The organism is Streptomyces sp. NRRL S-244 (assembly GCF_000717915.1).
Lineage (GTDB): Bacteria > Actinomycetota > Actinomycetes > Streptomycetales > Streptomycetaceae > Streptomyces.
Map to the genome: position 1 here is coordinate 361,941 of NZ_JOCX01000008.1, position 25,633 is coordinate 387,573.

The 25,633-nt window shown below is 73.5% G+C and carries 26 protein-coding genes and 1 other RNA gene; 10 read left to right on the forward strand and 17 right to left on the reverse strand.

Annotation, left to right across the window (positions count from 1 at the left end; all coding sequences use genetic code 11):
- Positions 1-24: 24 nt before the first annotated feature.
- Positions 25-858, reverse strand: a complete 834-nt coding sequence (locus tag IF02_RS0112680) for a hypothetical protein (protein WP_030156336.1) — start codon at positions 856-858, stop codon at positions 25-27.
- Positions 855-1,589, reverse strand: coding sequence for a MerR family transcriptional regulator (locus IF02_RS0112685; protein WP_030156338.1), 735 nt, complete (start codon positions 1,587-1,589; stop codon positions 855-857). Before IF02_RS0112685 ends, IF02_RS0112680 begins: the two co-directional genes overlap by 4 nt.
- Positions 1,590-1,666: 77 nt before the next feature.
- Between IF02_RS0112685 and rnpB the strand changes: the two genes are divergently transcribed.
- An RNA gene (gene rnpB, locus IF02_RS33095) (RNase P RNA component class A) lies at positions 1,667-2,075 on the forward strand.
- A 63-nt stretch (positions 2,076-2,138) separates the two neighbouring features.
- On the opposite strand, the gene IF02_RS0112690 is transcribed toward rnpB, so the two are convergent.
- The 4 genes from IF02_RS0112690 to IF02_RS0112705 all read right to left on the reverse strand — a co-directional run bounded on the left by IF02_RS0112690 (position 2,139) and on the right by IF02_RS0112705 (position 6,267).
- On the reverse strand, positions 2,139-3,470 hold the full coding sequence (locus IF02_RS0112690) for a bifunctional RNase H/acid phosphatase (RefSeq protein ID WP_030156340.1): 1,332 nt from the start codon (positions 3,468-3,470) through the stop codon (positions 2,139-2,141).
- Positions 3,470-4,213 carry a zinc ribbon domain-containing protein gene (locus tag IF02_RS0112695; RefSeq protein ID WP_199809215.1) on the reverse strand — a complete coding sequence of 248 codons (744 nt, stop codon included), beginning with the start codon at positions 4,211-4,213 and terminating at the stop codon, positions 3,470-3,472. Before IF02_RS0112695 ends, IF02_RS0112690 begins: the two co-directional genes overlap by 1 nt.
- Positions 4,210-5,076 (reverse strand): Nif3-like dinuclear metal center hexameric protein, encoded by an 867-nt coding sequence (locus IF02_RS33690; protein ID WP_030156344.1) that lies wholly within the window; start codon positions 5,074-5,076, stop codon positions 4,210-4,212. The genes IF02_RS0112695 and IF02_RS33690 overlap by 4 nt, the downstream gene beginning before the upstream one ends.
- A gap of 141 nt (positions 5,077-5,217) precedes the next feature.
- Positions 5,218-6,267 carry an ABC transporter substrate-binding protein gene (locus IF02_RS0112705; protein WP_030156346.1) on the reverse strand — a complete coding sequence of 350 codons (1,050 nt, stop codon included), beginning with the start codon at positions 6,265-6,267 and terminating at the stop codon, positions 5,218-5,220.
- A 211-nt stretch (positions 6,268-6,478) separates the two neighbouring features.
- Between IF02_RS0112705 and IF02_RS0112710 the strand changes: the two genes are divergently transcribed.
- Complete coding sequence (locus IF02_RS0112710; protein WP_037836107.1) at positions 6,479-7,543, forward strand: hypothetical protein; 1,065 nt, start codon at positions 6,479-6,481, stop codon at positions 7,541-7,543.
- 39 nt (positions 7,544-7,582) lie between these two features.
- Here the strand turns inward: IF02_RS0112710 and IF02_RS0112715 are convergent, their stop codons facing one another.
- Genes IF02_RS0112715 through IF02_RS0112725 form a run of 3 tightly spaced genes read right to left on the reverse strand, consistent with a single transcriptional unit; the run spans position 7,583 to position 10,534 of the window.
- On the reverse strand, positions 7,583-8,524 hold the full coding sequence (locus IF02_RS0112715; protein WP_030156349.1) for a 3-oxoacyl-ACP reductase: 942 nt from the start codon (positions 8,522-8,524) through the stop codon (positions 7,583-7,585).
- Positions 8,525-8,565: 41 nt separating this feature from the next.
- Positions 8,566-9,645 carry a Zn-dependent alcohol dehydrogenase gene (locus IF02_RS0112720; protein ID WP_030156350.1) on the reverse strand — a complete coding sequence of 360 codons (1,080 nt, stop codon included), beginning with the start codon at positions 9,643-9,645 and terminating at the stop codon, positions 8,566-8,568.
- Positions 9,646-9,679: 34 nt separating this feature from the next.
- On the reverse strand, positions 9,680-10,534 hold the full coding sequence (locus IF02_RS0112725; protein ID WP_030156352.1) for a MaoC/PaaZ C-terminal domain-containing protein: 855 nt from the start codon (positions 10,532-10,534) through the stop codon (positions 9,680-9,682).
- A 292-nt stretch (positions 10,535-10,826) separates the two neighbouring features.
- Here IF02_RS0112725 and IF02_RS0112730 point away from each other — a divergent pair, with 292 nt between their 5' ends.
- The gene (locus tag IF02_RS0112730) at positions 10,827-11,186 is read left to right on the forward strand and encodes a DNA-binding response regulator (RefSeq protein ID WP_234318181.1); all 360 of its coding nucleotides are present in this window, start codon (positions 10,827-10,829) and stop codon (positions 11,184-11,186) included.
- Positions 11,187-11,265: 79 nt separating this feature from the next.
- Here the strand turns inward: IF02_RS0112730 and IF02_RS0112735 are convergent, their stop codons facing one another.
- Entirely contained in the window at positions 11,266-12,456 is a 1,191-nt protein-coding gene (locus tag IF02_RS0112735; protein ID WP_030156355.1) for a lipid-transfer protein, read from the reverse strand.
- A 12-nt stretch (positions 12,457-12,468) separates the two neighbouring features.
- Complete coding sequence (locus IF02_RS0112740; RefSeq protein WP_030156357.1) at positions 12,469-14,619, reverse strand: acyl-CoA dehydrogenase; 2,151 nt, start codon at positions 14,617-14,619, stop codon at positions 12,469-12,471.
- A gap of 220 nt (positions 14,620-14,839) precedes the next feature.
- Here IF02_RS0112740 and IF02_RS0112745 point away from each other — a divergent pair, with 220 nt between their 5' ends.
- Positions 14,840-15,850 carry a polyprenyl synthetase family protein gene (locus IF02_RS0112745; protein WP_051696171.1) on the forward strand — a complete coding sequence of 337 codons (1,011 nt, stop codon included), beginning with the start codon at positions 14,840-14,842 and terminating at the stop codon, positions 15,848-15,850.
- A 6-nt stretch (positions 15,851-15,856) separates the two neighbouring features.
- On the opposite strand, the gene IF02_RS34780 is transcribed toward IF02_RS0112745, so the two are convergent.
- On the reverse strand, positions 15,857-15,994 hold the full coding sequence (locus IF02_RS34780) for a hypothetical protein (protein ID WP_158708489.1): 138 nt from the start codon (positions 15,992-15,994) through the stop codon (positions 15,857-15,859).
- Positions 15,995-16,071: 77 nt separating this feature from the next.
- Between IF02_RS34780 and IF02_RS0112755 the strand changes: the two genes are divergently transcribed.
- From IF02_RS0112755 to IF02_RS0112770, 4 genes are all read left to right on the forward strand, one after another.
- Positions 16,072-16,719, forward strand: coding sequence for a class I SAM-dependent methyltransferase (locus IF02_RS0112755; RefSeq protein WP_030156361.1), 648 nt, complete (start codon positions 16,072-16,074; stop codon positions 16,717-16,719).
- Positions 16,720-16,828: 109 nt separating this feature from the next.
- Positions 16,829-17,773 carry an N-acetylmuramoyl-L-alanine amidase gene (locus tag IF02_RS0112760; protein WP_030156363.1) on the forward strand — a complete coding sequence of 315 codons (945 nt, stop codon included), beginning with the start codon at positions 16,829-16,831 and terminating at the stop codon, positions 17,771-17,773.
- A gap of 136 nt (positions 17,774-17,909) precedes the next feature.
- A complete protein-coding gene (locus IF02_RS0112765; RefSeq protein ID WP_030156364.1) occupies positions 17,910-18,725 on the forward strand; it encodes a DUF5336 domain-containing protein in 816 nt (271 codons plus the stop codon).
- Between the two features lie 126 nt (positions 18,726-18,851).
- Positions 18,852-19,862, forward strand: a complete 1,011-nt coding sequence (locus tag IF02_RS0112770) for an LLM class F420-dependent oxidoreductase (protein ID WP_030156366.1) — start codon at positions 18,852-18,854, stop codon at positions 19,860-19,862.
- On the opposite strand, the gene IF02_RS0112775 is transcribed toward IF02_RS0112770, so the two are convergent.
- Together IF02_RS0112775 and IF02_RS0112780 are read right to left on the reverse strand one after the other, a co-directional pair.
- Entirely contained in the window at positions 19,859-20,266 is a 408-nt protein-coding gene (locus IF02_RS0112775; RefSeq protein ID WP_030156368.1) for a hypothetical protein, read from the reverse strand. The genes IF02_RS0112770 and IF02_RS0112775 overlap by 4 nt on opposite strands.
- A gap of 92 nt (positions 20,267-20,358) precedes the next feature.
- Positions 20,359-21,009 carry a hypothetical protein gene (locus IF02_RS0112780; RefSeq protein WP_030156370.1) on the reverse strand — a complete coding sequence of 217 codons (651 nt, stop codon included), beginning with the start codon at positions 21,007-21,009 and terminating at the stop codon, positions 20,359-20,361.
- Positions 21,010-21,142: 133 nt separating this feature from the next.
- Between IF02_RS0112780 and IF02_RS0112785 the strand changes: the two genes are divergently transcribed.
- A complete protein-coding gene (locus IF02_RS0112785; protein WP_078622056.1) occupies positions 21,143-21,445 on the forward strand; it encodes a hypothetical protein in 303 nt (100 codons plus the stop codon).
- 96 nt (positions 21,446-21,541) lie between these two features.
- Here IF02_RS0112785 and IF02_RS0112790 read toward each other — a convergent pair whose 3' ends face one another.
- From IF02_RS0112790 to IF02_RS0112800, 3 genes are read right to left on the reverse strand one after another with little or no spacing between them, the layout of a single operon-like run.
- Positions 21,542-22,624: a prenyltransferase gene (locus IF02_RS0112790; protein ID WP_030156373.1), complete on the reverse strand. Its 1,083-nt coding sequence runs from the start codon at positions 22,622-22,624 to the stop codon at positions 21,542-21,544.
- Positions 22,621-23,355 (reverse strand): class I SAM-dependent methyltransferase, encoded by a 735-nt coding sequence (locus IF02_RS0112795; protein ID WP_030156375.1) that lies wholly within the window; start codon positions 23,353-23,355, stop codon positions 22,621-22,623. Before IF02_RS0112795 ends, IF02_RS0112790 begins: the two co-directional genes overlap by 4 nt.
- Before the next feature lie 58 nt (positions 23,356-23,413).
- The gene (locus tag IF02_RS0112800) at positions 23,414-24,727 is read right to left on the reverse strand and encodes a glycosyltransferase family 4 protein (protein WP_030156377.1); all 1,314 of its coding nucleotides are present in this window, start codon (positions 24,725-24,727) and stop codon (positions 23,414-23,416) included.
- Positions 24,728-24,965: 238 nt separating this feature from the next.
- On the opposite strand from IF02_RS0112800, the gene IF02_RS0112805 reads away from it, so the two are divergent.
- Positions 24,966-25,595 (forward strand): TetR family transcriptional regulator, encoded by a 630-nt coding sequence (locus IF02_RS0112805; protein ID WP_030156378.1) that lies wholly within the window; start codon positions 24,966-24,968, stop codon positions 25,593-25,595.
- The last annotated feature ends 38 nt before the right edge of the window (positions 25,596-25,633 follow it).

A 25,633-nucleotide genomic window follows, 5' to 3' on the forward strand; every position in this document is an offset into this window, starting at 1 on the left:
GTCCCCACGCAGTGCGGCAGCCCGTCACGGGGGTGCGGGTTGCCGTACCGCGCCGACCAGCGCGCGGGGGTCGTCCGCGTGGAAGCGGATCGTACGGGCCGACGCGCGGGCCCCGAGCGGCCTGCGGAAGTCCAGCGGCCGGTTCAGCTCAACGGTCACCGTGGTCTGGCTGCCCACGATCAGGTCGAGGACCCCCTCGTCGGAGAGGCTGACGAGCCGGCCCTCCGGGTAGCGCCGGTCCACCCGGACCGAGGCGACCGCGTCCGGCGGGACGGTCAGGTCGAACAGCGCCCCGTACCGGATCCGCAGCGTCCCGTCGGGCCGCACCACGTGCGGCCGGGTCACGCACGCGGCGTGCAGGGCCAGTACCGCCAGCACCCCGTACACGTCGAGGACGAGCAGCACCCGGTGCACGGCCGGCCAGGGGATCAGCACGGCCAGCCCGACCGTCTCGATGACCGACACGAAGAGCAGCCCGTACATCATGGCCGTCTGCGGTCCGGTGTACGCGGCGGCGAGGTCCCCCGGGCGCACCCCGTGCCTGCGGCGCCCCACCCAGCGGCCCAAGGAGACGAAGGCCCGCAGCTCGTGCAGCAGGAGGCGCCGTACGGGCTCCGGGACGGCGGCGCCGACCGCGTCCCGGCGGGCCGCCGGGGGCGCCAGGCCCCGCGCACGGGCGGCCGCGTACAGGGACCACAGCACCCGCGCCTCCAGCAGCAGCACCCCGAGCACCAGCACCTCGGCGCCCGCCAGGAGCCACCCGGGCGGCCGGAGCCCGGCGGCGAGGCAGAGCACGAGGACCAGCTCGCCCGGGATCACCGCGGCGGCCGCGATCCGGGCCGCGCGCAGCGCGCTCACGCCCGGCCCCGGTCCGCGAAGGCCGCCATCAGACGGCGGACGACCTCCGCCTGGGCGGGCGCGAAGTCGGCGAGCAGCGCCTCCTGGAAGCCGGGCACCACCGGGCCGCCGGCCGGGACCGCCTCGAAGACCCCGGCGGGGACGGCCGCGATCAGCGCGTCGGCGAGCGGGCCGATGCGGGGGTCGTCGACGCGGGCCGCGGCGAGCTCGTCGAGCCGCTCGTACAGGGCGAGGACGGCCGGGTCGGCGGCCACGGGGGCGAGCGCGGCGTAGAGCTCCTCGCCGGCCGCGCCGGTGGCGTCGAGCAGGGTGAGGTGGTCGCGGTCCTTGGCGGCGGCCGGGGAGGCGGTGGGCGGCGCCTTCGCCAACAGCGCGGCGAGCCCGGGCGAGACGGGCTCGCCGTCCCCCGGCCCGGCGGCGAGCAGCGCCGCGAGCCGCTGCCGGCGGGAGGCGAGTTCGGCCTCCTGGCGGGCGAGGTCGGCGTCGAGTTCCGCCAGTACGTCGGCCAGCTCGCGCCCCTCGTCGTCCGCGAGGACGTCCCGCACCTCGTCGAGGCTCAGCCCGAGCTCGGTGAGCCGGCGCACCCGCGCCAGCAGGACGGCGTCGCGCACGCTGTACGCGCGATAGCCGTTGGGGCGCCGCTCCGGCTCCGGGAGCAGCCCGACATGGTGGTAGTGCCGGATCGCCCGGGTCGTGACCCCGACGAGCGCGGCGATCTCTCCGATCCGCATGCCCTCCAGTAGAAACCCTGCCGCTGCGTCAAGGTCAAGCGCGGCGCCCGGCGCGGGTAGCATGGTCACTCGCAGAACAACCGGAGCGGGCGGCCGCGTCGGGATCCCCGGATCCCGCCGAGGAACGTCCGGGCTCCACAGGGCAGGGTGGTGGCTAACGGCCACCCGGGGTGACCCGCGGGACAGTGCCACAGAAAACAGACCGCCGGGGCTTCGGCCCTCGGTAAGGGTGAAACGGTGGTGTAAGAGACCACCAGCGCCTGGGGTGACCCAGGCGGCTAGGTAAACCCCACCCGGAGCAAGGTCAAGAGGGGCCGGCCGTTTTCGGACGGCGGGCCCTGCGCGAACGTTCGAGGGCTGCCCGCCCGAGTTCGCGGGTAGACCGCAGGAGGCCGGCGGCAACGCCGGTCCTAGATGGATGGCCGTCTCCCCGGCGACCGCGAGGTCACCGGGCGACAGAACCCGGCGTACAGCTCCGGTTGTTCTGCACTCGACGAAGCCGAAGGGCCCGTTCCCGTCAGGGGGCGGGCCCTTCGCCGTACGTCGCTTCTACCGCAGGTGCGAGGTGTCGTTCAGCAGGCGCACCGAGGCGTTGCCGTCGGCGTAGTAGGCCACCGCCGAGAGGGAGGCCGCGGACAGCTCCATCTTGAACAGCGCCTCCGGCGGGGCCCCCAGCGCGAGCCGGACCAGGATCTTGACCGGGGTCACGTGCGTGACCAGCAGCACCGTGCGGCCCGCGTGCGCGGCCAGCAGCCGGTCCCGGGTCGCCGAGATGCGGCGGGTGGCGGCCGTGAAGCTCTCGCCGCCGCCCGTCGGGGCCGCCTTCGGGGAGTCCAGCCAGGCCTGGAGGTCGTCCGGGAAGCGCTCGCGCACCTCGCCGAAGGTCAGACCCTCCCAGGCGCCGAAGTCCACCTCGCGCAGGCCCTCCTCGACGGTGACCGTGAGGCCGAGCCGGTCCGCGACGGCCTGCGCGGTCTCCCGGCAGCGGCGCAGCGGGGAGCTGACGATCGTCTGGACGGTGCCGCGCGCGGCCAGGGCCTCGGCCACCGCCGATGCCTGGCGGCGGCCGGCCTCGGACAGCTCCGGGTCGGTGCCGCCGCTGCCGGAGAAGCGCTTCTGCGGGGTGAGGGCCGTCTCCCCGTGGCGCAGCAGGACGAAGGTCGCCGGGGTCCCCATGTCGGGGCCCCAGCCCGGCGTGGCGGACGGGGCCTGGGCCGGGCCCGGCGCCGGGGCGGGGATGCGTCCCGATGCGGTGGCGCCGTGCTCCGCGAACAGGGTGTCGGCCCCTGCCTCCTCGCGTGCCGGCGCGGTGGCCGACGTACCGGAAGCAGTGGCGAGGGCGGCCCGTACGGCCGCGGCCCCCTTCGCGGCATCCCCCGGAGGGCCGGCCGGCGGGGTCGCCAGGGCGCGGGCCGCCGAGGTGTCCAGGGCCGCCGAAGAGGCCGACGGCTCCCACTGCTCGCCGCGCTTGCCCGCGTCCATCGCCTCGTTGGCGAGCCGGTCCGCGTGCTTGTTGCGCTCGCGCGGGATCCACTCGTACGTCACCTGCGCGCGCGGCAGGATCTTCGCCGCCTCCGCGGCGAGGGGCTTCATGTCGGGGTGCTTGATCTTCCAGCGGCCCGACATCTGCTCGACGACCAGCTTGGAGTCCATGCGGACCTGGACCACGGCGTCGGGGGACAGCTCGCGGGCCGCCCTGAGCCCGGCGATCAGGCCCTTGTACTCGGCCACGTTGTTCGTCGCGACGCCGATGTACTCGGCGCGCTCGGCCAGCGTCTCGCCCGTCGCCGGGTCGAGGACGACCGCGCCGTAGCCGGCGGGCCCCGGGTTGCCCCGGGAGCCGCCGTCCGCCTCCACGACGAACCGGACAGGCCTCTGCATCAGATGCCCGAGTCGGCCGTACGGACCAGGATGCGGCCGCAGTTCTCGTGACGCACGACCTGGTCGCGGGCCGCGGCCTTGATCTCGTTGACCTCGGCCATGTCGAGCTCCAGGCGGCAGCCCTCGCAGCGGCGCTGGTACAGGCGGGCGGCGCCGACGCCGCCCTGCTTGACGCGGATCTTCTCGTACAGGGCCATCAGGTCGGCCGGCATCGAGGCGACGATGACCTCGCGGTCCTTGGCGATCTTCGCGGCCTCGGCGTCGAGCTCGCCGGTGGCCGCGTCGCGGCGGGCGGTGGCGTCCGTCAGCTTGGCTTCGAGGGCGGCGACCCGCTCCGTCAGCTCGGTGACCCGCTCCTGCGCGCCCTCCAGGCGCTCCATGACCTCCAGGACCACGTCCTCCAGATCGGCCTGGCGCTTGGCGAGGGAGACGACCTCGCTCTGCAGGTTCGCCAGGTCGCGGGCGGAGATGCCCGCGCCGGAGTCGAGCCGCTGCTGGTCGCGGGCCGCGCGCTGGCGCACCTGGTCGACGTCCTGCTCCGCCTTGGTCTGCTCGCGGGCGGCGTCGCTCGCCTGCGTCTGGGCCGCCACGAGCAGGTCGCGCTGCTGCGTCAGGTCCTTGGCCAGGGACTCGACCTCGGTGTGCTCCGGCAGCGACTTGCGCTTGTGGGCGAGCTGAGACAGCCGGACGTCCAGGGCCTGGACGTCGAGAAGTCGGATCTGGTCGGCGGGCTCGGCGTTCAGTTGGGGGCTCCTGAGATAGAAGAGGGAGATGAAGGAACGTCGGACGGCGCGTGCACCGTCCACGGGTCGGTGACCGTGCGCGAGACGTGGGTGCGCAGACCCCAGCCGTGGCGCTCGGAGATCGCGTCGAGCTGCGTGGCCGCCTGCTCGCACCAGGGCCACTCGGTGGCCCAGTGCGCGGCGTCGACGAGGGCGAGCGGGCTCTGCTCGCGGGCCTCGGACACGGGGTGGTGGCGCAGGTCGGCGGTGAGGAACACGTCCACGCCGGCGGCCCGGACCTGGTCGAAGAGGCTGTCCCCGGAGCCGCCGCTGACGGCGACGGTACGGACGAGCAGTTCGGGGTCGCCGGCGACGCGGATGCCCTGCGCGGTCCGCGGCAGCCGGGCGGCGGCGCGGGCGGCGAACGCGCGCAGGGTCTCGGGGTGGTCCAGCTCGCAGATCCGGCCGAGGCCGCGGCGGCCCTCGGGGTCGGTGGGATCGGGGACCAGCGGGCCGGTGATGCGCAGGTCGAGGGCGCCGGCGAGGGCGTCGGAGACGCCGGGGTCGGCGGTGTCCGCGTTGGTGTGGGCGACGTGCAGCGCGATGTCGTTCTTGATCAGCGTGTGCACGACGCGGCCCTTGAAGGTGCCGGCCTCGACGGTGGTGGTGCCGCGCAGGTAGAGGGGATGGTGGGTGACGACCAGGTCGGCGCCCAGCTTCACGGCTTCGTCGACGATGTCCTGCACGGGGTCGACGGCGAACAGGACGCGGGAGACCTCGGCGTCGGGATCGCCGCAGACGGTTCCGACGGCGTCCCACTGCTCGGCCCGCGAGGGGGGCCAGAGGGCGTCCAGCGCGGCGATGACTTCGGAGAGACGGGGCACAGGCCAAGGCTACCGTCCGTACGGGAGCGGGTCCGTCCCCACGGGGTGGCGGGCGTAGGGGTCCCGGCGGGCGTAGGGGTCCCGGCGGGCGTGCGGGGTCCCGGGCGGCCGGGACCCCTGCGGGCACTCCGTACTCACTGCTTACTTGACGAGGAAGGTGCGCAGGTCGTCCAGGACCTTGTCGGCGGCGGTCACGCCGAGGCCCAGGTACCAGGTCTCGTCCGGGACGTCCTTGGCGCGGCCCTGCTGCACGGCCTCCAGGTTCTTCCACAGCGGGTTGGCCTCGGCGGAGTCCCGCTTGGTCTTGTCCTTCTTCCCGTACACGCCGGTGAAGATCCAGTCGGCGGCGGCCTCGTCCATCCGCTCCGGGCTGATCTCGACGGCGAGGTCCTCGACCTGCTGGTTCTGCGGGCGCGGGATGCCGGTGTCCTTGAGGATGGTGCCGATGAAGGAGGCGCCCGCGTAGAGGCGGGTCTTGCCCGGCATGTAGCGGAGCATGGTGACGGTCGGCTTCTTCTCGCCGAGGTCGTCGCCGAGCTTCGCGGCCTTGGCCTGGTAGGCGTCGAGCTTGGTCCTGGCCTCGGCGGTCTTGTCCAGGGCGGCCGCGTTCAGGAGGTAGTTCTCCTTCCACGGGAAGCCCGGGCGGATGGAGAACACGGTCGGGGCGATCTTCGAGAGCGCCTCGTACTTGTCCGCGGAGCGCAGCTGGCTGCCGAGGATCAGGTCGGGCTTGAGGGCGTTGATCGCCTCGAGGTTGAGGTTGTTGATGGTGCCGACGGACTTGGGCTCGCCGGCCTCCTTCTTCAGGTAGCCCGGAATGCCGTCGTCGCCCTCGGTGGGGGCGTAGCCGACGGGCTGGAGGCCGAGCGAGACAACGTTGTCCAGTTCACCGACGTCGAGGACGACGACGCGCTTGGGCGCGGCTGTGATCTCGGTGGCGCCCATGGCGTGGGTGATCGTGCGCGGGAACTGACCGGCCGGGGACGTGGTTCCGAAGGCGGCCGTCTTCCGCGCGGCCTCGGAGAACTCCTTGCCGCCCTGGGCGACGGCCTTCCCGCCCCCGGCCGGGGCGGTGTCCTTGCCGTTCCCGTCCTTGCCGGCCTTCGCGTCCTGGCCGCCGCAGGCGGTGAGGGCGAGCGCGGCGGCTGCGGCGAGGGCGACGGCGGCTGTTCCGCGGCGTCGGAAGGACATGTCGGATCTCCTGGAGTGGGGGGGGGCACGAGCGAGTTAGGTAAACCTAACCAACCCGGCTCACCCTAAACGCCCCGCCATGGCACAGCACAGTCGCCCCCGCCGGCAGACCTGAACCGCCTGGCGGCCACCCGTACGTGTGAAGCGGGGAAGGTCGTGTTGTTCGGCCCGAAGGGCGAAAACTAGCTTCCTCCCCGGAGGTGACGCACGGATGACTGTCTGTGCCATCGAGATCACGACGACGGCCCCGTTCACCATCGCGGCGGACGGGTCGTACGCGGCCCGGCTGGCCGGGGACGGGGAGGCCCGCTACCCGGAGCGCTGGACCCTGGCCGGGCCCGAGCCGTATGCGGTGCCGCTGCCGCTCGCGCAGCCCGAGGAGGCCGACAGCGAGGTGCTGGCGCTGGCCGACGGCCGGGTGCTGATCCACCGGCGGGTCGCGCAGCGGCACGCCTTCGCGCTGCTGTACCCGACGGGCGGCGCCGCGGCCGGGCCGCGGACCGGGGAGCTCCCGCTGGGCTCGGTGGACCCCGGGGGCGAAGAGGTACGGGTGTCCCTGCTGCCCCCGTCCCCGGACGGATGCGGCGCCTTCGCCCTGGCCGCGTCGGCCGCCGGGACCACGGTCTGGCAGGTGGCCGGGGGCCCCTTCGGGCCGGTCGCCCGGATCCCGGGCCGCTGCTCCGGCGGCGTCTGGCTGGACCGGGCGGGCCGGATGCTGGCGCTGGACCGCGAGCTGGACGGCACCACCAAGGCCGTCGCGGTGGACCTGGGCCGGGGCGGCGAGGTCTCCCCGCTGCTCCAGATCGCGGAGGGCAGCGACGACCGGCTCCTGCTGGCCGACCCCGACAGCGGGCTGCTGCTGATCCGCTCGGACGCCCCGGGCGAACCGCGCCTGGGCTGGGGGGTGCTGGGCAGCTCGCTCCCGGTGCGCTTCCCCGAGTGCCTGCGGGGGGAGGCGGGGACCCCGTTCGCCGTGCAGCCGGGCCAGGCCCTGATGCCGGAGACCTGCGGGGTCGCGCTCCGGCTGGAGGGCGGTGGGATCGGCCTGTGGCGGCCCGCCGACCGGCACGTGTTCCGGCTCGCCGCGCCCGAAGGCTGGCTCGGCACCGGGCTGTGGAGCCCGCAGGGCCGCCTGCACCTCCCGTACGCGACCCCCGGGACCCCCTGCGGGATCGCGGGGCTGACCCTGCCGGTGTCCCCGCCGCCCCCGGTCCGGCTGGACCCGCCGCCGCCGGCCGCGCCGCGCCCCGTACCCCTGCAACAGGCCCCGCTGTAGCGGGGCCCGCGACAAGAGCCCGCCGCCGGACACTCCCCCCTAGTCGTGCTTGAGGCCCAGGACCTCCGCCGCGGCGAACGTTTCGCCCGCCGGGCGGGAGTCGTAGTGAGGGGTGAGCAGTCCGTCCAGTTCCTCGTAGGAGAAGGCCTCCTTCGCGGTGTCGAACTTCGCGGCCACCTTCGGGCGTTCCATCACGACGACGATCCCGCCGTGCACGACGAACAGCTGCCCGTTGGCCTTCGCCGAGGCCGGCGAGGCCAGGTAGCCGACCAGCGGGGCCACGTGCTCGGGGGCCAGCGGGTCGAGCTTGCCGTCCTCCGGGAGCTGGAAGCCGGCGAAGACGTCCTCCGTCATGCGGGTCCGGGCGCGCGGGCAGATGGCGTTGGCCGTCACCCCGTACTTGGCGAGGGCCAGGGCGGTCGAGGTGGTCAGGCCCACGATGCCGCCCTTGGCCGCCGCGTAGTTCGGCTGGCCGGCCGAGCCGCCGAGGAAGGCCTCGGAGGAGGTGTTGACGATCCGGCCGTAGACCGGTCCGCCCGCCGCCTTCGACCGCTCGCGCCAGTGGACGGAGGCGAAGTGCGTCGTGTTGAAGTGGCCCTTGAGGTGGACCCGGATCACCGAGTCCCACTCCTCCTCCGACATGGAGAAGACCATCCGGTCGCGCAGGATGCCCGCGTTGTTGACCAGGACGTCGAGCTTCCCGAAGCTGGTGACCGCCAGCTCGACCAGCTCGCGCGCCTGCTCGAAGTCGGCCACGTCGCCGAGGTGCGCCACCGCCTGCCCGCCCGCGGCGCGGATCTCCGCGGCCACCTCCTCCGCAGGGGCGGCCGAGGCCTCTCCGGAGCCGTCCCGTCCGCTCTGGCCGAAGTCGTTGACGACCACGCTCGCGCCGAGCCGCGCGAGCTCGATCGCCTCGGCCCGGCCGAGCCCGCGGCCGGCGCCGGTGACGATGGCGGACAGGCCCTCAAGTGGGAGTGACATCTACCGGATTCCTCTCAGAGCTCTTGGATCGGTCGGGATGCTCAGAGTTCGATGCAGGTGCGCAGGGCCACACCCGTACGCATCTGGTCGAGGGCGTCGTTGATCTCGCCGAGGTGCACCCGGTGCGTGATCAGGCCCGCCAGGTCCACCCGGCCCGCCCGCCACAGCGCGATGGTGCGCTCGTACGAGCGGAGCACGTCCCCGCCCCCGTACATCGACGGCAGGATCTTCTTCTCGTCGAAGAACAGCGAGAACATGTTGACCGAGTAGTTGTCGTCGAGCGCGCCCGCGCCGACCACGACGACGGATCCGCCGCGCCGGGTCATCTCGTACGCGGTGTGCGTGGTCGCGGACTTGCCGACGACCTCGAAGACGTAGTCGAAGCCCTCGCCGGCCGTGATCCGGTTCTTGGCGTCGCCGAAGGCCTCCGGTGCGACCGCCTCGGTGGCGCCGAAGCGGAGCGCCGCCTCGCGCCGGGAGGCCACCGGGTCCACGGCGATGATCTGCGCCGCGCCCTGCACCTTGGCGCCCTGGATGACGGAGATGCCGACGCCGCCGCAGCCGATGACGGCGACCGAGGACCCGGCCTCCACCTTGGCGGTGTTGATGGCGGCGCCGAGGCCCGTGGTCACCCCGCAGCCGATCAGCGCGGCGATGTCGTACGGCAGGTCGTCGGGGATCGGCACGGCGCACGCGGCGGGCACGACCATCTCCTCGGCGAAGGTGCCGGTGCCGGCGAAGCCGAAGATGTCCCCGCCGCCCGCGCGGCGGAAGTTGGGCGTGGCCACGTTCGCGAAGGACTCCAGGCACAGGTGGCCCTGGCCGCGCTTGCAGGCGGGGCAGTGTCCGCACGGCGGCAGCCAGCAGACGAGGACCCGGTCGCCGATGGCGTGGGTCGTGACCCCGTCGCCGACGTCGACGATCTCGCCCGAGCCCTCGTGGCCGGGTATGAAGGGCGCGGGCTGCGGCAGCACGCCGCTCATCGCGGACAGGTCCGAGTGGCACAGGCCGGTGGCCTTGATGCGGATCTTGACCTTGCCGGGGCCGAAGCCCGCGGTCTCCATGTCGTCGACGACCTCGAGCTTGTCCTGGCCTATCTCGCTCTGCAGTGCTGCGCGCACGGTGCGGCTCCTTGTGTGTCGCGAAGGTCGGGCGTTACGCGTGTTCGACGACGGTGTCGGCGAGGACCGGCGCGTCGTCCCGTTCGACGGCGGTCACCGCGACCCGGACCTGCCCGGGCTCCTCCCACATCCGGATCCGCAGGGTCTCGCCCGGGAAGACGATCCCGGCGAACCGCGTGCGGTAGGCGCGCACCCGCGAGACGTCCCCGCCGAGCGCCGTGTCGACGACGGCCTTGAGGGTCATCCCGTACGAGCACAGGCCGTGGAGGATCGGCCGGTCGAAGCCGGCCAGCTTGGCGAACTCGGGGTCCGCGTGCAGGGGGTTCCAGTCGCCGGACAGCCGGTACAGGAGCGCCTGCTCCTCGCGGATGTGCCGCTCCTCGACCCGGTCGGGCGCCCGCTCGGGCAGCTCGGACGTGACGGAGGGGCCGCGCTCTCCGCCGAAGCCGCCCTCGCCCCGTACGAAGATCTGCGCGTCGCTGGTCCAGAGCGGCCCGTCGGCGTCCGCGACCTCGGTGCGCAGCACGATCACGGCGGCCTTGCCCTTGTCGTAGAGGGCGGCGACCTTGGCAGAGGAGGTGGCGCTGCCCTTGACCGGGATGGGCCGGTGCAGCTCGATGGACTGGCCGCCGTGCAGGACGTTGGCGAGGTTGACCTCGATCCCGGGGGCGGCGAGGCCGCCCAGCATGGCCATGCCGGCGCCGGCGACGGTCGCGAAGCTGGGGAGTACGTGGAGCTTGGACTCCAGGGTGTAGCGCAGTTCGTCGGGGTCGGTGGCAGGGCGGCCGGCGCCGAGGCCGAGGTGGTAGAGCTGGATGTCCTTGTGGTCCCAGGCGATGTCCCCCCGGCGGGGGTCTGCGGCGAGGGCCCTGGCGGCATCGATCGGCATTGAGGATGCTGCTCCTTGTTCGGTTCTTCGGCTTCGGTTCTTCGGCTGTTCGGTTCTTCGGTTCCCATTGCGTGGAAGACCTCGGTGCGGCCGTCCGCACCGTCGGCCGCACCGAGGTCGTTTGCGGGACCGGTTCGGTTCTAGAACGCGTTCTAGGGCCGAGCGGTGAGGAATGTATAACGCACGCCCCAGCAGTTGGGAAGACTCCTGACTCCACGTCAGGATGAGCTTGGCCGAGGCGTGTTGCCGGGCCCGCGCAAGGCGCCGCCCCTAGGCTGGCCGCGTGGACGAGATGCCGGTGAACCACCGCCCCGCCAGGTCCCTGCGGGTGCTGCTGTTCCCGCCGGACCCGGCGCTGGCGCTGCGGCTGGGGCTGCAGCCGGACATCGAGGTGGTGGCCTCGGCGCTGGCGCGGCCGGCCGTGGCCCTGGTGGAGGAGCTCGCGTCGGTGACGGCGCTGCTGGCGGAGGACCCGGAGTGCCGGGTGCTGGTGCTGACCGGTTCGGCGCATCCGGGGCTGCGGGACGCGGCGCTGGCGGCGGGCGCGGCGGGCCTGGTCCTGCGCGACGGCCCCCTGGAGGACCTGGCGGAATCCATCCGCGCCGCCTCCCGCGGCGAAACGGTCGTCGACCCGTCCCTGACGGACCCGTAGCCGCGCCCGGCCGCCACCCCGTGGCCCCTGCCACCACCCCGCGGCCCCCTGCCACCACCCCCGCGGCCCCGCCCGGCCGCTACCTCCGCAGCAGGGTCACCACCGCCGCTCCGCCCAGGCCTATGTTGTGGGCCAGCCCGACCCGGGCCCGCGGGACCTGGCGGGGGCCGGCCTGGCCCCGTAGCTGCCAGACCAGCTCCGCCGCCTGCGCCAGCCCCGTCGCTCCCAGCGGGTGGCCCTTCGAGATCAGGCCCCCGGAGGGGTTCACCACCCACCGCCCGCCGTACGTGGTCGCCCCCGCCTCCACCAGCTTCCCGGCGGCGCCCTCCTCGCACATGCCCAGCGCCTCGTACGTCAGCAGCTCGTTGATCGAGAAGCAGTCGTGCAGCTCGATCACGTCCACGTCCTCGATCCCGAGTCCGGACGCCGAGAACACCCGCCGCCCCGCCGCCTGCGTCATCGGCTTGCCGACCACGTCGATGCACGAGCCGGAGGCGAACGAGGCCTCCGTGTCCGTCGTCATCGCCTGCGCGACGATCTCCACCGCCTTGTCGTGCAGCCCGTGCCGCACCACGAACCGCTCCGACACCACCACCGCGGCCGCCGCCCCGTCCGAGGTCGGCGAGCACTGCAGCTTCGTCAGCGGCGCGTGGATCGGCTTGGCCCCGAGGATCTCGTCCACCGTGTACACGTCCTGGAACTGGGCGTTCGGGTTGTTCGCCGAGTGCCGGTGGTTCTTCGCCCCGACCATCGCCAGCTGCGCCGCCGTGGTCCCGTACCGCTCCATGTGCTCGCGGGCCGCGTTCCCGAAGATCTGCGCGGTCGGCGGGGACATCTCGAAGCCGTGCCCGGCGGCCATGATCCCGTAGTGCCGGGCGACCGGCGAGGTCTTGAAGTCGGAGCCCGCGTCGGCGCCGCCGCCCAGCGCGCCCTTCTTCATCTTCTCGAAGCCCAGCGCCAGCACGCAGTCGCTGATCCCGCCCTCCACGAACTGGCGCGCCATCATCAGCGCCGTCGACCCCGTCGCGCAGTTGTTGTTCACGTTGTAGACCGGGACCCCGGTCAGCCCCAGTTCGTACGCGGCCCGCTGGCCGGCCGTGGAAGCCTGGAAGCAGTACCCCACCGGCACCTGTTCCACCTGGTCGTACGCGATCCCCGCGTCCGCCAGCGCCGCCGTCCCCGCCTCCTTCGCCATGTCCCAGTACTGCCAGTCCCGCGACTCCGGCTTCTCGAACTTCGTCATGCCGACGCCCACGATGTACGACTTCATCACTGATGCCCTTCAGTCCCTGGGAAGGCCGAGGATCCGCTCGGCGACGACGTTGAGCTGGACCTGTGTGGTGCCCCCGGCGATGGTCAGGCAGCGGGACATGAGCATCCCGTGCACCGCCCGCTCCCCCGCCCCCTCCCGCACCGCGCCCGCCGGGCCCAGCAGTTCGAGCGCGAGCTCGGCGGTCCGCTGCTGGTGCGGGGTCTGGACGAGCTTGCGCACGGAAGCACCGGCGCCCGGCTCCAGCCCCGACACCTGCTGGAGCGTGGTGCGCAGCCCGATGCAGGCCAGGGCGTGCGCCTCGGCGGTGAGCGCCCCGATCCGCGCCCGGTACGCGCCGTCCAGTCCGGCCGAGCGGGCGATCAGCGCCTCCAGCCCCGTGTCGAAGGTCATCTGGTCGGCCATGTGGACCCGCTCGTTGCCGAGCGTGTTGCGGGCGATCTTCCAGCCGTCATCGGGCGCGCCGACGAGCGCGTCCGCGGGCAGCAGGACGTCGTCGAACCAGACCTCGTTGAACAGGGCCTCGCCGGTGATCTCCTTGAGCGGGCGCACGTCGATGCCGGGGGTGCCCCGCATGTCGACCACGAAGTAGCCCAGCCCCTTGTGCTTGGGGGCGGCCGGGTCGGTCCGGGCCAACAGGATCCCGAAGTCGGCGCTGTGCGCGGAACTCGTCCAGACCTTCTGGCCGTTGACCCTCCAGGAGCCGTCCTCCGTGCGCTCCGCCCTGGTCCGCAGCGAGGCCAGGTCCGAGCCCGCCCCCGGCTCGGAGAAGAGCTGGCACCAGGTGACGTCCCCGCGCAGGGTCGCCCGTACGTACTCCTCCCGCTGCGCCTCCGTGCCGTACGCGAGCAGTGAGGGCACGACCCAGGTGGCGATCCCGAGGTCGGCGACCTTGACCCCGGCCGCCGCCAGTTCCTGCTGGACGACTAGCTGTTCGACGGGGCCGGCGCCGAGCCCGTACGGGGGCGGCAGGTACGGCGCCGCGTACCCGGTGGGGGCCAGGATCCGGCGGGCGGCGGCCGGATCGAGGCCGCGCGCGTCCTCGATGGCGGTGCGCGCCCGGCTCCGGTACGCCTCCGCCCGCGCCGGGAGTTCGAGGCGCAGCTCCCGCCGCGCGCCGTCGGCCGCGAGCCGCACCGCCCGTACGCGGTGCCCGTCCCCGGCGCCGAGCAGCTGGCGGGCGACGATCGCCCGGCGCAGGTGGATGTGGGCGTCGTGCTCCCAGGTGAAGCCGATGCCTCCGAGGATCTGGATGCAGTCCTTGGCGCAGGAGTAGGCGGCGTCGAGGGCGCTCCCGGCGGCGAGCGCGGCCACGAGCGAGCGCACCTGCGGCGGCTCGTCCGCCGCCTGGGCGGCGTCCCAGGCCAGGGCCCTGGCCTGTTCGAGGCGTACCAGCATGTCGGCGCACAGGTGCTTGACGCCCTGGAACTGCCCGATGGGGCGGCCGAACTGCTCGCGGACCTTGGCGTACTCGGCGGCGGTGTGCAGCGCCCAGGCGGCGGTGCCGCAGGCGTCGGCGGCGAACAGCGCGCAGGCCAGGTCCCGGACGAGGGCCGCGTCGAGGCCGAGGAGGCGGCCGGGTGCCACGGTGACCCCGCGGGCCCGGACCTCGGCGGTGGGCCGGGTGGGGTCGGCGCTGTCGTGCGTACGGATGTCCAGCGCGGCGGCGTCCACGGCGAACCAGCACGTGCCGTGCGCGGCTTCGGCGGCGAGCAGGACGAGGTCGGCCTCCCCGGCGCCGAGCACCGGGGGCGCGAGCCCGTCGAGCAGGTGCCCGCCGCCCTCGACGGCGACGGCGGTCAGGCTTCCGGGGCCGAGGGCGACGGCCGCGACGCGGGTGCCGTCGGCCAGGGCCGCGGTGAGCTCGTCCGCGCCGGCGCGGTCCAGCAGTACGGAGGCCAGCGCGCTGGGCAGGTAGGGCCCGGGCAGCGCCGCCCGGGCGGCTTCCTCGACGGCGACGGCGAGGTCGAGGAGGGTGCCGCCCTCCAGGTGCGGTGCGAGGAGCCCGGCGGCGGCGAGCCCGTCCCAGTACGCGGGCCGTACGCCGGTCCGCGGCGGGGTCTCCAGCAGTTTGCGCACTTCCTCGGGTGGCACGGCGCGCGCTGCCCAGCCGCGCACGGCTTCGGCCAACTCCCGCTGTTCCTGCGTGATTCCGATGCCCATACGGATCCCTGCCGCCTCTCCGACGCCCCGGCCGGCGCCGGGCGGTCCCCCTGATCGCGGGCCAGAGTAGAACACGTTCCATTCTGACGGAAGGTCAGACGCAGGGCGGCCGGAAGGGCGTCGCGGAACCGGCCATGTCCGGAAATCGCTCTAGATCCCTCCGCGCCAAATGACCGAATCTGGGGCGTTGACGCCGACCCCAATTCATTTCAGGAAGGAAATGGCCGTGAATTGCATCACGTATGTGGACCTGCACCGGAGCGTCGCCCAGGACATCCAGGCGGAATTGGAGGCGGCCGTCTCGAGCCTCACCCCCGCTTCGGGCAGCGGCGCCGCCAGGAACGCCGTGGGCAAACTCCTCAGGCATCAGAAAATGCGGCATCCCCTCTCGGTGCTGCCGATGATGGTGCACGCCATCGAGACGGGAAATCCCGGACCGGCCGCCCCGCTGGCCGCCGTGCACGTGCTCTGGTGGACCTCGGCCTGCTACCTCGACGACCTCGCCGACGGGCACGGCACGACCGCGTCCGACAGCATGAGCCAGGACGAAGCGCTGCTGGCCTCGGTACTCAGCGGCACGGTGCTGCCGATCCGGATCATCCGGTCGCTCCCGGTGCCGCCCGCGGTCCAGGTCGCCCTGACGGCCGAGGTCGCGACGGGCTGGGCGGTGGGCACCGAGGGCCAGCTGACGGATATCGACGCCGACGCCGACCTCGCCACCCGGAACTCGGTGATCGAGACCTACCGCGGGAAATCCGGCGGACCCTACTCGATGGTCACGGCGATGGCGGCGATATTGTCGGGCGCGAGTGACGAAAGAGTCGAACTGTGGCGGGAGTTCGGATACATATTCGGCATCCTGTGGCAGTTGTTCAACGACCAGGAAGACATCCTGACCGGCCGCAATGAAGACCTCCGCAACGGGACGGTCACCTATCTGCTCACGTGCGCCCTCGACGACGCGCCCACACCGCGGGCCCGGGAGGACATCCTGGGCCGGAGCGCGGCGGCACGCGGCTGCGGGCGGGAGCGCGCGGAGCTCGGCCGCCTCCTCCTCGCCCCGGACGTGCTCGACCGGTACGCCGCGGACCTCGACTCCTTCCGCACCGAGGCCCACCGCCTGCTCGGCGCGCTCGGCGGCGACGAGCGCCACCTGCCGGGCATGCGGCACCTCGTGGACCACGCGGCGCGGATGCTCCTGCAGGCACCCCTCGTCCCGGCCGCCGTATAGGGCCCGTCAGTCGGCGCAGCCGGTGAACACGCCGGGGGCGCGGTCGGTGGGGTGGCTGTCCGCCACGGTGGTGGCGGTCAGCGAGACGGTGCCCGCGTCGTTGAAGACGCCGCCCGGCGCCCCGGCCGGCGTGACGGCCGGCACCCCGACCCACCGGTAACACCGCCGGCGGCGTACGGCACGATGGACCGCCACACCCGCGTACCCGCCGGAGGAACCCCATGGCCCCCGCCACCCCCAAGCCGGAGACCCTCGCCGCCTTCGAGGCCGCCAAGGGGTTCATGCCCGTACCCGAGGGCCTCGCCCTGTACGAGGCCGCCGCCGCGGCGGCCGCGCTCGGGCTGCCGCTGCTGGAGGTCGGCACGTACTGCGGGCGCTCCACGATCCTGCTGGCCGACGCCGCCCGCGAGGCCGGGGTGGCCGCGATCACGGTCGACCACCACCGGGGCAGCGAGGAGCAGCAGCCGGGCTGGGAGTACCACGACCCGACCGTCGTGGACCCGGAGGTCGGGCTGATGGACACCCTCCCGGCCTTCCGCCGCACCCTCCACAAGGCGGGTCTCGAAGACCACGTCATCGCGATCGTGGGCCGCTCCCCGCAGGTCGCGGCGGCCTGGGGAGGCAAGCTGGGCTTCGTCTTCATCGACGGCGGCCACACCGACGAGCACGCCGCCGGCGACTACGAGGGCTGGGCCCCGCACGTCGCCGAGGGCGGGACGCTCGCCATCCACGACGTGTTCCCCGACCCGGCCGACGGCGGCCAGGCCCCGTACCGGATCTACCTCCGCGCCCTGGCCTCCGGCGCCTTCGAGGAGATCTCGGTCACCGACTCCCTGCGCGTCCTGCGCCGCACCGCCCCCGGCATCTAGGCATCGCCGACCCACGCCCAGCAGCGCACGTATAAGCAGATAAGCGCACCACGCCCCCATATGGCCCACGGTCCGCGCCGACGGCGGGCCGCCGGTCTAGCATCGCGACGTGCGCTACGACGACAGTCCCCCATCCCCCGAGTCCGCCTCCTCGGTCAGCCCGGAGCGGCGGTGGTTCGCGCGCCGCTCCGGCCTCGCCGTCGGGGCCGCCGTACTCGCCCCGACCCTCCTGGCCGGGTGGGTCCTCGTCCAGGTGACCACCGGGGCGGGGGCGGACGACGCCCGCCCGCCCCGGATCGTGATGCCGGCCGCCTCCCCCACGACCACCGCGAGCGCGAGCGCGACCGCGACCCCGAGCGCGAGCGCCCCGCAGGCCAAGGGCCCGCTCGCCGGCAAGACCGTGGTCATCGACCCCGGCCACAACACCGGCAACTTCCAGCACACCTCCGAGATCGACAAGAAGGTCGACATCGGCACCACCCGCAAGGAGTGCGACACCACCGGCACCACCACCAACGCCGGTTACAAGGAAGCCGAGTTCACCCTCGACGTGTCCCGCCGGCTGCGCACCGTCCTGGAGGCCAAGGGCCTCAAGGTGGTCCTCACCCACGAAGCCGACCGCGCCTGGGGCCCGTGCATCAACGAGCGCGCCCGCATCGGCAACGAGGCCGCCGCCGACGCCGTGGTCTCGGTCCACGCGGACGGGGTCTCCGAGGGCAGCCGCGGCTACCACGTCATCCTCCCGGCCAAGGTCAAGGGCGGCGCCGCAGACACCGCAAAGATCGTCGGCCCCTCTCGGGACCTCGGCGAGAGGATCGGCTCGAACTTCGCCCGGACCACCGGCTCCGCCCCCGCCAACTACCTCGGCAGCGGCACCGGCTTGGTCGTCCGCGACGATCTCGGCGGACTCAATCTCTCGACACAGCCCAAGGTGTTCATCGAATGCGGCAACATGCGTGACGCCAAGGACGCGGCGCTGCTGACGAGTCCGGAGTGGCGGCAGAAGGCCGCCCAGGGCATCGCGGACGGCATCGTCGGCTTCTTGGGCGGGTAGTCCCCCGGGGACAGCCTGCCGCCCCGATCCTCTCGGTTGCCGGGAACCTCCGTACCATGGTCCCGCCCGCCCCGCTCCTGCACGTGCGCGACCGCGGCACCACGAGACGACCGAGACCGAGAAGGACACCTAACACGTGAACATCCGCTCCCTCACTCGAGGCGACGGCGTGGTGATCGGAGCAGCGGCGCTGCTGTTCATCGCCTCGTTCCTCGACTTCTACTCCGCAACCGGCCTCGACCTGCCGAGCGTGTGGGACACCGACGTCTACCGTCTGGCGCTTCCCTCGATCTTCCTGCTCGGCTTCATCGCGGCCGGTCTGCTCATCGCGGCCCGCTTCCAGCCGGAGACCCGCAAGCTCGCGGGCCTCCCGCTGGCCGCGTGGGGGACGGTGCTCGCGGTCGCGGCCGCCTGGTCCTCCCTCTGGTCCCTGATCACCAGCCCGAGCGGCGCCGACCTCGGCGCGGGCTGCATCATCGCCTTCCTCGCCACCCTCGCGCTGGCCGGCGTGGCCGTCGCGGGCGCGAAGATCCCCGCGCTCGCCGGCGGGCTGGTGCCCGAGCCCAAGCCCGTCGCCCCCGCGCCGTACGGGGCCCAGCCCCAGCCCGGCACCGGGTACGGCTACCCGGGCGCCCAGCAGGGCCAGCCGTACGGGGCCACCCCGCAGCCGGTCCCGCCGTACGGCGGCACCCCGAACCCGACGCCCGCTCCGGGTCCGGGTCCGCAGGACTCGGCGCCCGCCCCGGCGGCGGACTTCACCCCGTTCTGGTTCGCGGTCCCGGTGGCCCGCCCCCTCTTCCCCGAGGACGGCTCCCCCACCCCGATCGCCGAGCTCGCGCCGGGCACCTGGTACCTGGCCGTGGACCAGAGCGGCCCGGCCACGCTGATCGCCCAGACCCAGGACGGCCGCCGCGGCGTCCTGAACGACACCTCGGGCATCCAGCGCGGCTGACCCCGCCCCCCGTACGGCGGCTGACCCCGCCCCCCGTACGGCCGACGGCCCCCCGCCCTTCCGGGCGGGGGGCCGTTGCCCTACAGTCACCTGACGCAGCGTCATATACGGCTGGAGGGGACGTACATGCGCCTCGGACTCGCACTCGGCTACTGGGGCCGCGGCCCCGACCGGACCCACCTCGACCTCGCCACCGAGGCCGAGGACCTCGGCTACGACTCGGTGTGGACCGCCGAAGCCTGGGGCTCGGACGCCTTCACCCCGCTCACCTGGATCGCCGCGCACACCTCGCGGATCCGCCTCGGCACCGCCATCGCCCAGATGGCCGCCCGCACCCCCACCGCCACCGCCATGCACGCCCTCACCCTGGACCACCTCTCCGGCGGCCGGATGATGCTCGGCCTGGGGCTGTCCGGCCCCCAGGTGGTCGAGGGCTGGTACGGGCGCCCCTTCCCCGCGAGCCCGCTCACCGCCACCCGCGAGTACGTGGACGTCGTCCGCCAGGTGCTGCGCCGCGAGGGGCCCGTCGCGCTCGACGGCCGCTTCCACCAGCACCCGTACCGCGGGGAGGACGGCACCGGCATCGGCAAACCGCTCAAGCCCATCACCCACCCGCTGCGCGCGGACCTGCCGCTCCTGCTGGGCGCCGAGGGCCCGAAGAACATCGCCCAGACCACCCGCATCGCGGACGGCTGGCTCCCCCTCTACTGGTCGCCGACCCGCACCGACGTCTACCAGGCCTCGCTGGCCGACCTCCCCGAGGGCTTCATGATCGCCCCGATGGCCCGGGCGAAGGTCTGCGACGACGTCGCCGAGGGGCTGCTGCCGGTCAAGGCGATGCTCGGCTTCTACATCGGCGGGATGGGGCACGCGGCCCGCAACTTCCACGCGGACCTGATGGCGCGCATGGGCTACGAGGAGGAGGCCCGCCGCATCCAGGAGCTGTTCCTCGCCGGGCGCAGGCAGGAGGCGGTCCTCGCCGTCCCGGACGCCTTCGCCGACGAGATCTCCCTGATCGGACCGCGCGAGCGGATCGCCGAACGCCTGGACCTGTGGCGCAAGGGCCCGGTCACCGACCTCCTCCTGACGGCCCCCGACCCCCACACCCTGCGCGTCCTGGCCGAACTCAACGGCTAAGCAGCGGCGTCCGGCCCGGCGGCCTGCGGGACGGCCTCCAGGAGTTCGCGCAGGTCCAGCGGCATGACGGCGATCTCGATGGTCCCGGCGGCCGCGCCGGCCCCGTCAGCCGCGCCGGTCTCGTCAGCCGCGCCGGTCTCGTACGTGCAGGCCACGATCCGCGACCCGGGGTTGATGGAGATCCCCTCCTTCACGGACGGCGCCCGCACACCGGTGGCCCGAGCGCCGGGCAGCGGTACGGGCTCGCCCCTGCGCGGCACCCAGCTCGCCCCGCCGGGGCCGGCGAACACCCGGCCCATCCGCCAGCGGCCCGCTCCGGCCGGATGCCGGGCCATGCACGGGATCCCGTCCGGGATCCCGGCGGCGAGGCGCTCACGCCGCTTGCGCCGCAGAAAATCGATCATCCGCCCATTGAAACAGGCGAGCGGCAAGCGTACGAACATGCCGACGGGCCGGCCGGGCGACGCTGCCCGGCCGGCCCGCGGCGCACGAAGGCCTATCCGCCGCTCAGCTGGGACAGGCTCGGGACCTTGTCGGTCACCGTGGCGCCGGCGCCCTGGCCCGCGTCCTTGACTCCGGTGATGACGTCCTGGATCGAGTTCAGGTCGGCGTCGTTCGCATCGCCCTTGCGCAGCTTGGTTCCCAGGCCCTTGAGGGACTCGATGCCCGCCGTCAGCGGGGCCACCGCCTTCGACAGCAGCGGGTCCGCCTTGGCGTTCTCCGCCGCCGCCTTCAGCCGGTTGTACGCGAACGCGCCCGCGAGGCCCGCCTTGATGAGGGCGAACGTACGGCCCTTGGCGCCCTTCTTGAACTTGCCCGCGCGGTACGGCTTGATGATCCACTGGTACGTCGCCCCGGCCGCGAGCCCCGCGTTGGCGACGAAGCGCGCCTTCGCGAACTTCTGCTTCTCCGCAGTGGTACTGGGCGTGGGCTCGGCGAGGGCCGCGACCTCCGCCGCTTCCGCCGCCCGCCACGCTTCGGGCGCCCCCACCTCGGCGGCCGGAGCCGCCGGCACCGACAGGGCCACGTCCTCGCCCCTGCCTCCCCTGCTGCCGGCTCCACTGCCGCAGGCGGTGGCGCCGGCGAGCAGCGCACCGGACAGGAGCAGGGCGGTGAAGGCGCGGCGGACTCGGGTGGTACCGGGTATGGACACGCTGGGTTTCGACACGGTGGCCTCCGGGGAGTGAGGTGTCTCCCGCAGCGTCACCCGGGCCCCGGCGTTGCGCCACTTGGATGACCCATTCGGGTTTGCTTCACACCGACGGGGCAAGACGCGGTGCATGCGCACACACACCGGAGTACACGCCCGAGGAGGCGTTCAAGCCGGCCGGGTCGTCGCCGCGGTGGCGGACGTGCTGGCCTTCACGATCGGCTTGTGGGTCCTGCTCTACTTCCTCGACGCCAACCGGGGCAACGGCCTGGTGGAGTTCATCCACGACGCCGCCACCTGGCTGGCCGGCTGGTCCTACGACCTGTTCACCTTCGACCGGGAATGGGTCCAGGTGGTGGTGGGCTACGGCGTGGCGGCCGTGGCGTACCTCGTCCTGGGCCACCTCATCGCGGGCCGGCTCTACCGCCGCTGACCGCGGGCCACGTACGGGCAGGCCGCCTCCGGGGCGGCCTGCCCCGCCCGCGTCCACCGGGCTCCGGGCTCCGGGCTCCGGGCTCCGGGCTCCGGGCTAACCGCAGCAGTCGGGCTCCAGTCCGGACGGCAGCTCCAGCCCCCCGAACACCGCCCCGGTGGCCTCGTCCCCGCCCAGCGCGGCCACGGCGAGCAGCAGCGACCCGGCCGTCCAGGTCGTCTGCTCGACCGGCCACACCGCCTTGTCGTCGAAGACGTAGCCCGTCCAGTACATGCCGTTGTCCGCGCGCAGGTGGGTGATGGAGCGCAGGATCTCCAGCGCCCGGTCCGACTCGCCCATCGCCCACAGGGCCAGGGCGAGCTCGCACGACTCCCCGCCCGTCACCCACGGGTTCGGCAGGACGCAGCGCACACCGAGCCCGGGGACCACGAACTCGTCCCAGCGCTCCTCGATCCGCGCCTTCGCCTCCGCGCCGCCCAGCGCGCCGCCCAGCACCGGGTAGTACCAGTCCATCGAGTACCGGGACTTGTCCAGGAACCGCTCCGGGTGCCGCCGGATCGCGTGCCCGAGGGCCCCCGCCGCCAGCTCCCAGTCCGGCTGCGGCTCCTCGCGGTGCTCGGCGATCGCCAGCGCGCACCGCAGCGCCTGGTGGATCGAGGAGGAACCGGTGAGCAGCGCGTCCGTCACCGCACCGCCGTCGGCCTCCCGCTTCCAGCCGATCTCGCCGCCCGGCTGCTGGAGTCCGAGGACGAACTCGGTCGCCGCGAAGACGACGGGCCACATGCGGTCCAGGAACGGGTCGTCGCCGGTGGCCAGGTAGTGGTGCCAGACCCCGACGGCTATGTACGCGACGAAGTTGCTCTCCCGGCTCGCGTCCTGCGGCTCGGCGGTGTCCACCCCGTCCGGCCGGTCCGCGTACGCCGCGTACCAGGAGCCGTCGGCGTTCTGGTGCCGGGCCAGCCAGTCGTACGCCCGCTCCGCGGCCTCGTGCTCGCCCGCCGCGTCCAGGGCCATCGCGGCCTCGGTGTGGTCCCACGGGTCCAGGTGGTGGCCGCGGAACCACGGGATGGCCCCGTCGGAGCGCTGCGCGGCGAGGATGCCGGCCACCGTCCCGGCGGCCTCCTCGGCGGTCAGCACGCCGTCCAGGACCAGGCGTTCGGTGCGCCCGGGCGAGCTCACTTCGCCGCGCCGACGGGCAGGTGCGGCTTCGTCGCGTACGCCACGAAACTCTTGCCGATGACCGGGTTGAGCGCCTGCTCCGCGAGCCGCGTGGCCAGCGGCTTCTTCATGATGTCCCAGACCAGCAGCTTGTGGTACGCCTTCACCGGCAGCGCCTTGTCGTTGTCGACGCCGAACGCGCACTTGAGCCACCAGTACGGGGAGTGCAGCCCGTGGGCGTGGTGCGTGCCGTACGGCTTGAGGCCCGCGGCCTCCATCTTCCCCAGCAGCTCGTCCGCCTTGTAGATGCGGATGTGGCCGCCCTCGACCTCGTGGTACGCGTCGCTCAGCGCCCAGCAGATCTTCTCCGGGCCGTAGCGCGGGACGGTGATGGCGATGCGGCCGCCGGGCTTGAGGACCCGGACCATCTCGGCGAGCACGCCCTTGTCGTCGGGGATGTGCTCCATCACCTCGGAGATGATGACGACGTCGAAGGACTCGTCGGGGAAGGGCAGGGCCAGCGCGTCGCCCTCCATGGCGGTGGCGGTGGCGCCGGCCGGGGCCTCGCCGGCCTCCTTCATGGCGGCGAACCACTTGGCGACCTCGCGGATCTCCTCGCCGTTGCGGTCGACTGCGACCACCTGGGCGCCGCGCCGGTAGCACTCGAAGGCGTGCCGGCCGGCGCCGCAGCCCAGATCGAGCACACGGTCGCCTGCGGCGAGCGGGAACCGGGAGAAATCGACGGTCAGCACGGGGTCCTGCCTTCGCGGTCGCGGGGGTGTACGGGGGTGGTGTGGAAAAGGCGGAAGGTCACCGCGCGCGGCGGCTGCGGGCGGCCTGCTCGACGGCGGCGCGGTAGTGCGCGGCGGTACCCTCGGCGGCTCTGGCCCACGTGAACCGGGACAGCACCCGCTCGCGCCCGGCGGCGCCGAGGCGGGCCCGCAGCTGCGCGTCGCCCAGCAGCCGGCCCAGCGCGGCGGCCAGCGCGCCCGCGTCGCCGGGCGGCACCGCGAGGCAGGTCTCGCCGTCCGGGCCCGCGACCTCGGGAATCGCACCGCCGGTGGTCGCCACCAGCGGGGTGCCGGTGGCCATGGCCTCGGCGGCGGGCAGCGAGAAGCCCTCGTACAGCGAGGGCACGCAGGAGACCTGCGCGCTGCGCACCAGGTCGACGAGCTCGGCGTCGGTGATGCCCTTGACGAAGCGGACCGCGTCCTGGAGCCCGTACGTCTCGATCGCGCGGGCGACCGGACCCTGCTCGGCGCGCTTGCCGACGACGACGAGGTGCGCCTCGGGCTGCTCGGTGCGCAGCTTCGCGAGCGCCTCGACGAGGTGCACGAGGCCCTTGAGCGGGACGTCGGCGCTGGAGGTGGTGACGATCCGTCCGGGCACCTCGGCGACGGAGGCGTCGGGCGACCACAGGTCGGTGTCGGCGCCGATGTGGACGACGTGGATGCGCTCGTCGCGCACGCCCAGGTGCTCGGCGATCTCCTGCTTGGAGGAGCCGGAGACGGTCAGCACGGAGGGCAGCCGGCGGGCGACGCGCCCCTGCATGCGCGTGAAGCCGTACCAGCGCCGCACGGAGGCCCGCTTGCGGCGGTCCTTGGCGGCGGCCAGGTCCAGCTTGCGGTCGACGGTGATGGGGTGGTGGATGGTGGTGACCAGCGGGGCGCCGAGGTCGGCGAGAAGGCCGTAGCCGAGCGTCTGGTTGTCGTGGATGACGTCGAACTCGCCGGCGCGGGCGGCGAGATGGCGCCGGGCCCGCAGCGAGAAGGTCAGCGGCTCGGGGAATCCGCCGGTCCACATGGTGGCGACCTCGACGGCGTCGATCCAGTCCCGGTACTCGTCGCGCTTCGGGGTACGGAACGGGTCGGGCTGCCGGTACAGGTCCAGGCTCGGCAGTTCGGTGAGCGTGGCGCCGGTGTCGAGGACCGGGTAGGGCTGCGCGCCGATGACCTCGACGGAGTGCCCCAGCCTCACGAGCTCCCGCGAGAGGTGCCGGACGTAGACGCCCTGGCCGCCGCAGAACGGGTTCCCCTTATAGGTGAGGAGTGCGATGCGCAACGGGCGGTCGCCGTCGGTGGCGGAACCCACGAAAGGGCTCGTCACCATGGCCTCAGCGGTCACTCTCGGCCCCCTTCTCCCTGCACTTTCGCCGGAGCGTAACCGCTCGCATAATGTAGAACAAGTTTCAGACTTGATCCGTCGAAGAGCATTGAATCTACCGGCCGGAAACCACACCGTAAGAGGCGGAGCAGGTGATTCGCGCCACGGCTCGGACGCCTGAGATGCTGGCCGCCGATCACGACGCGAACAGCCCGGAAATCAGCACCGCAACGACACGGAACGCCATGGAACGGGACAGATGACAGCGGACGCGAAAGCCGTCGCCACGACGGCGTCCCCTCCCCTGACGGAGCGCCAGGAGGCGCGCCGCCGCCGAATCCTGCACGCCAGCGCACAGCTGGCCAGCCGGGGCGGCTTCGACGCCGTCCAGATGCGGGAGGTCGCCGAGGCGGCCGGGGTCGCGCTGGGCACCCTGTACCGGTACTTCCCGTCGAAGGTGCACCTGCTCGTCGCCACCATGCAGGACCAGCTCCAGCACATGCACACGACGCTCCGCAAACGGCCCCCGGCGGGCGAGGACCCGGCGGCCCGGGTCGCGGAGACGCTGATGCGCGCCTTCCGCGCCCTGCAGCGGGAACCGCACCTCGCCGACGCAATGGTCCGCGCACTGACGTTCGCGGACCGCAGCGTGAGCCCCGAGGTGGACACGGTGTCCCGGCTGACCACGGCGATCATCCTGGACGCGATGGGCCTGGACGCCCCGCCGACGGCGGAGCAGCTCTCGGCGGTCCGGGTGATCGAGCACACCTGGCACTCGGCGCTGATCACCTGGCTCTCGGGCCGCGCCTCGATCGCCCAGGTCAAGATCGACATCGAAACGGTCTGCCGCCTGATCACACTGACGGCGCCGCCGAAAGATTCGGCCTGAAGGAAGCGGCGCGCAGGGCGGGGCGGGGGCTTCGGGGG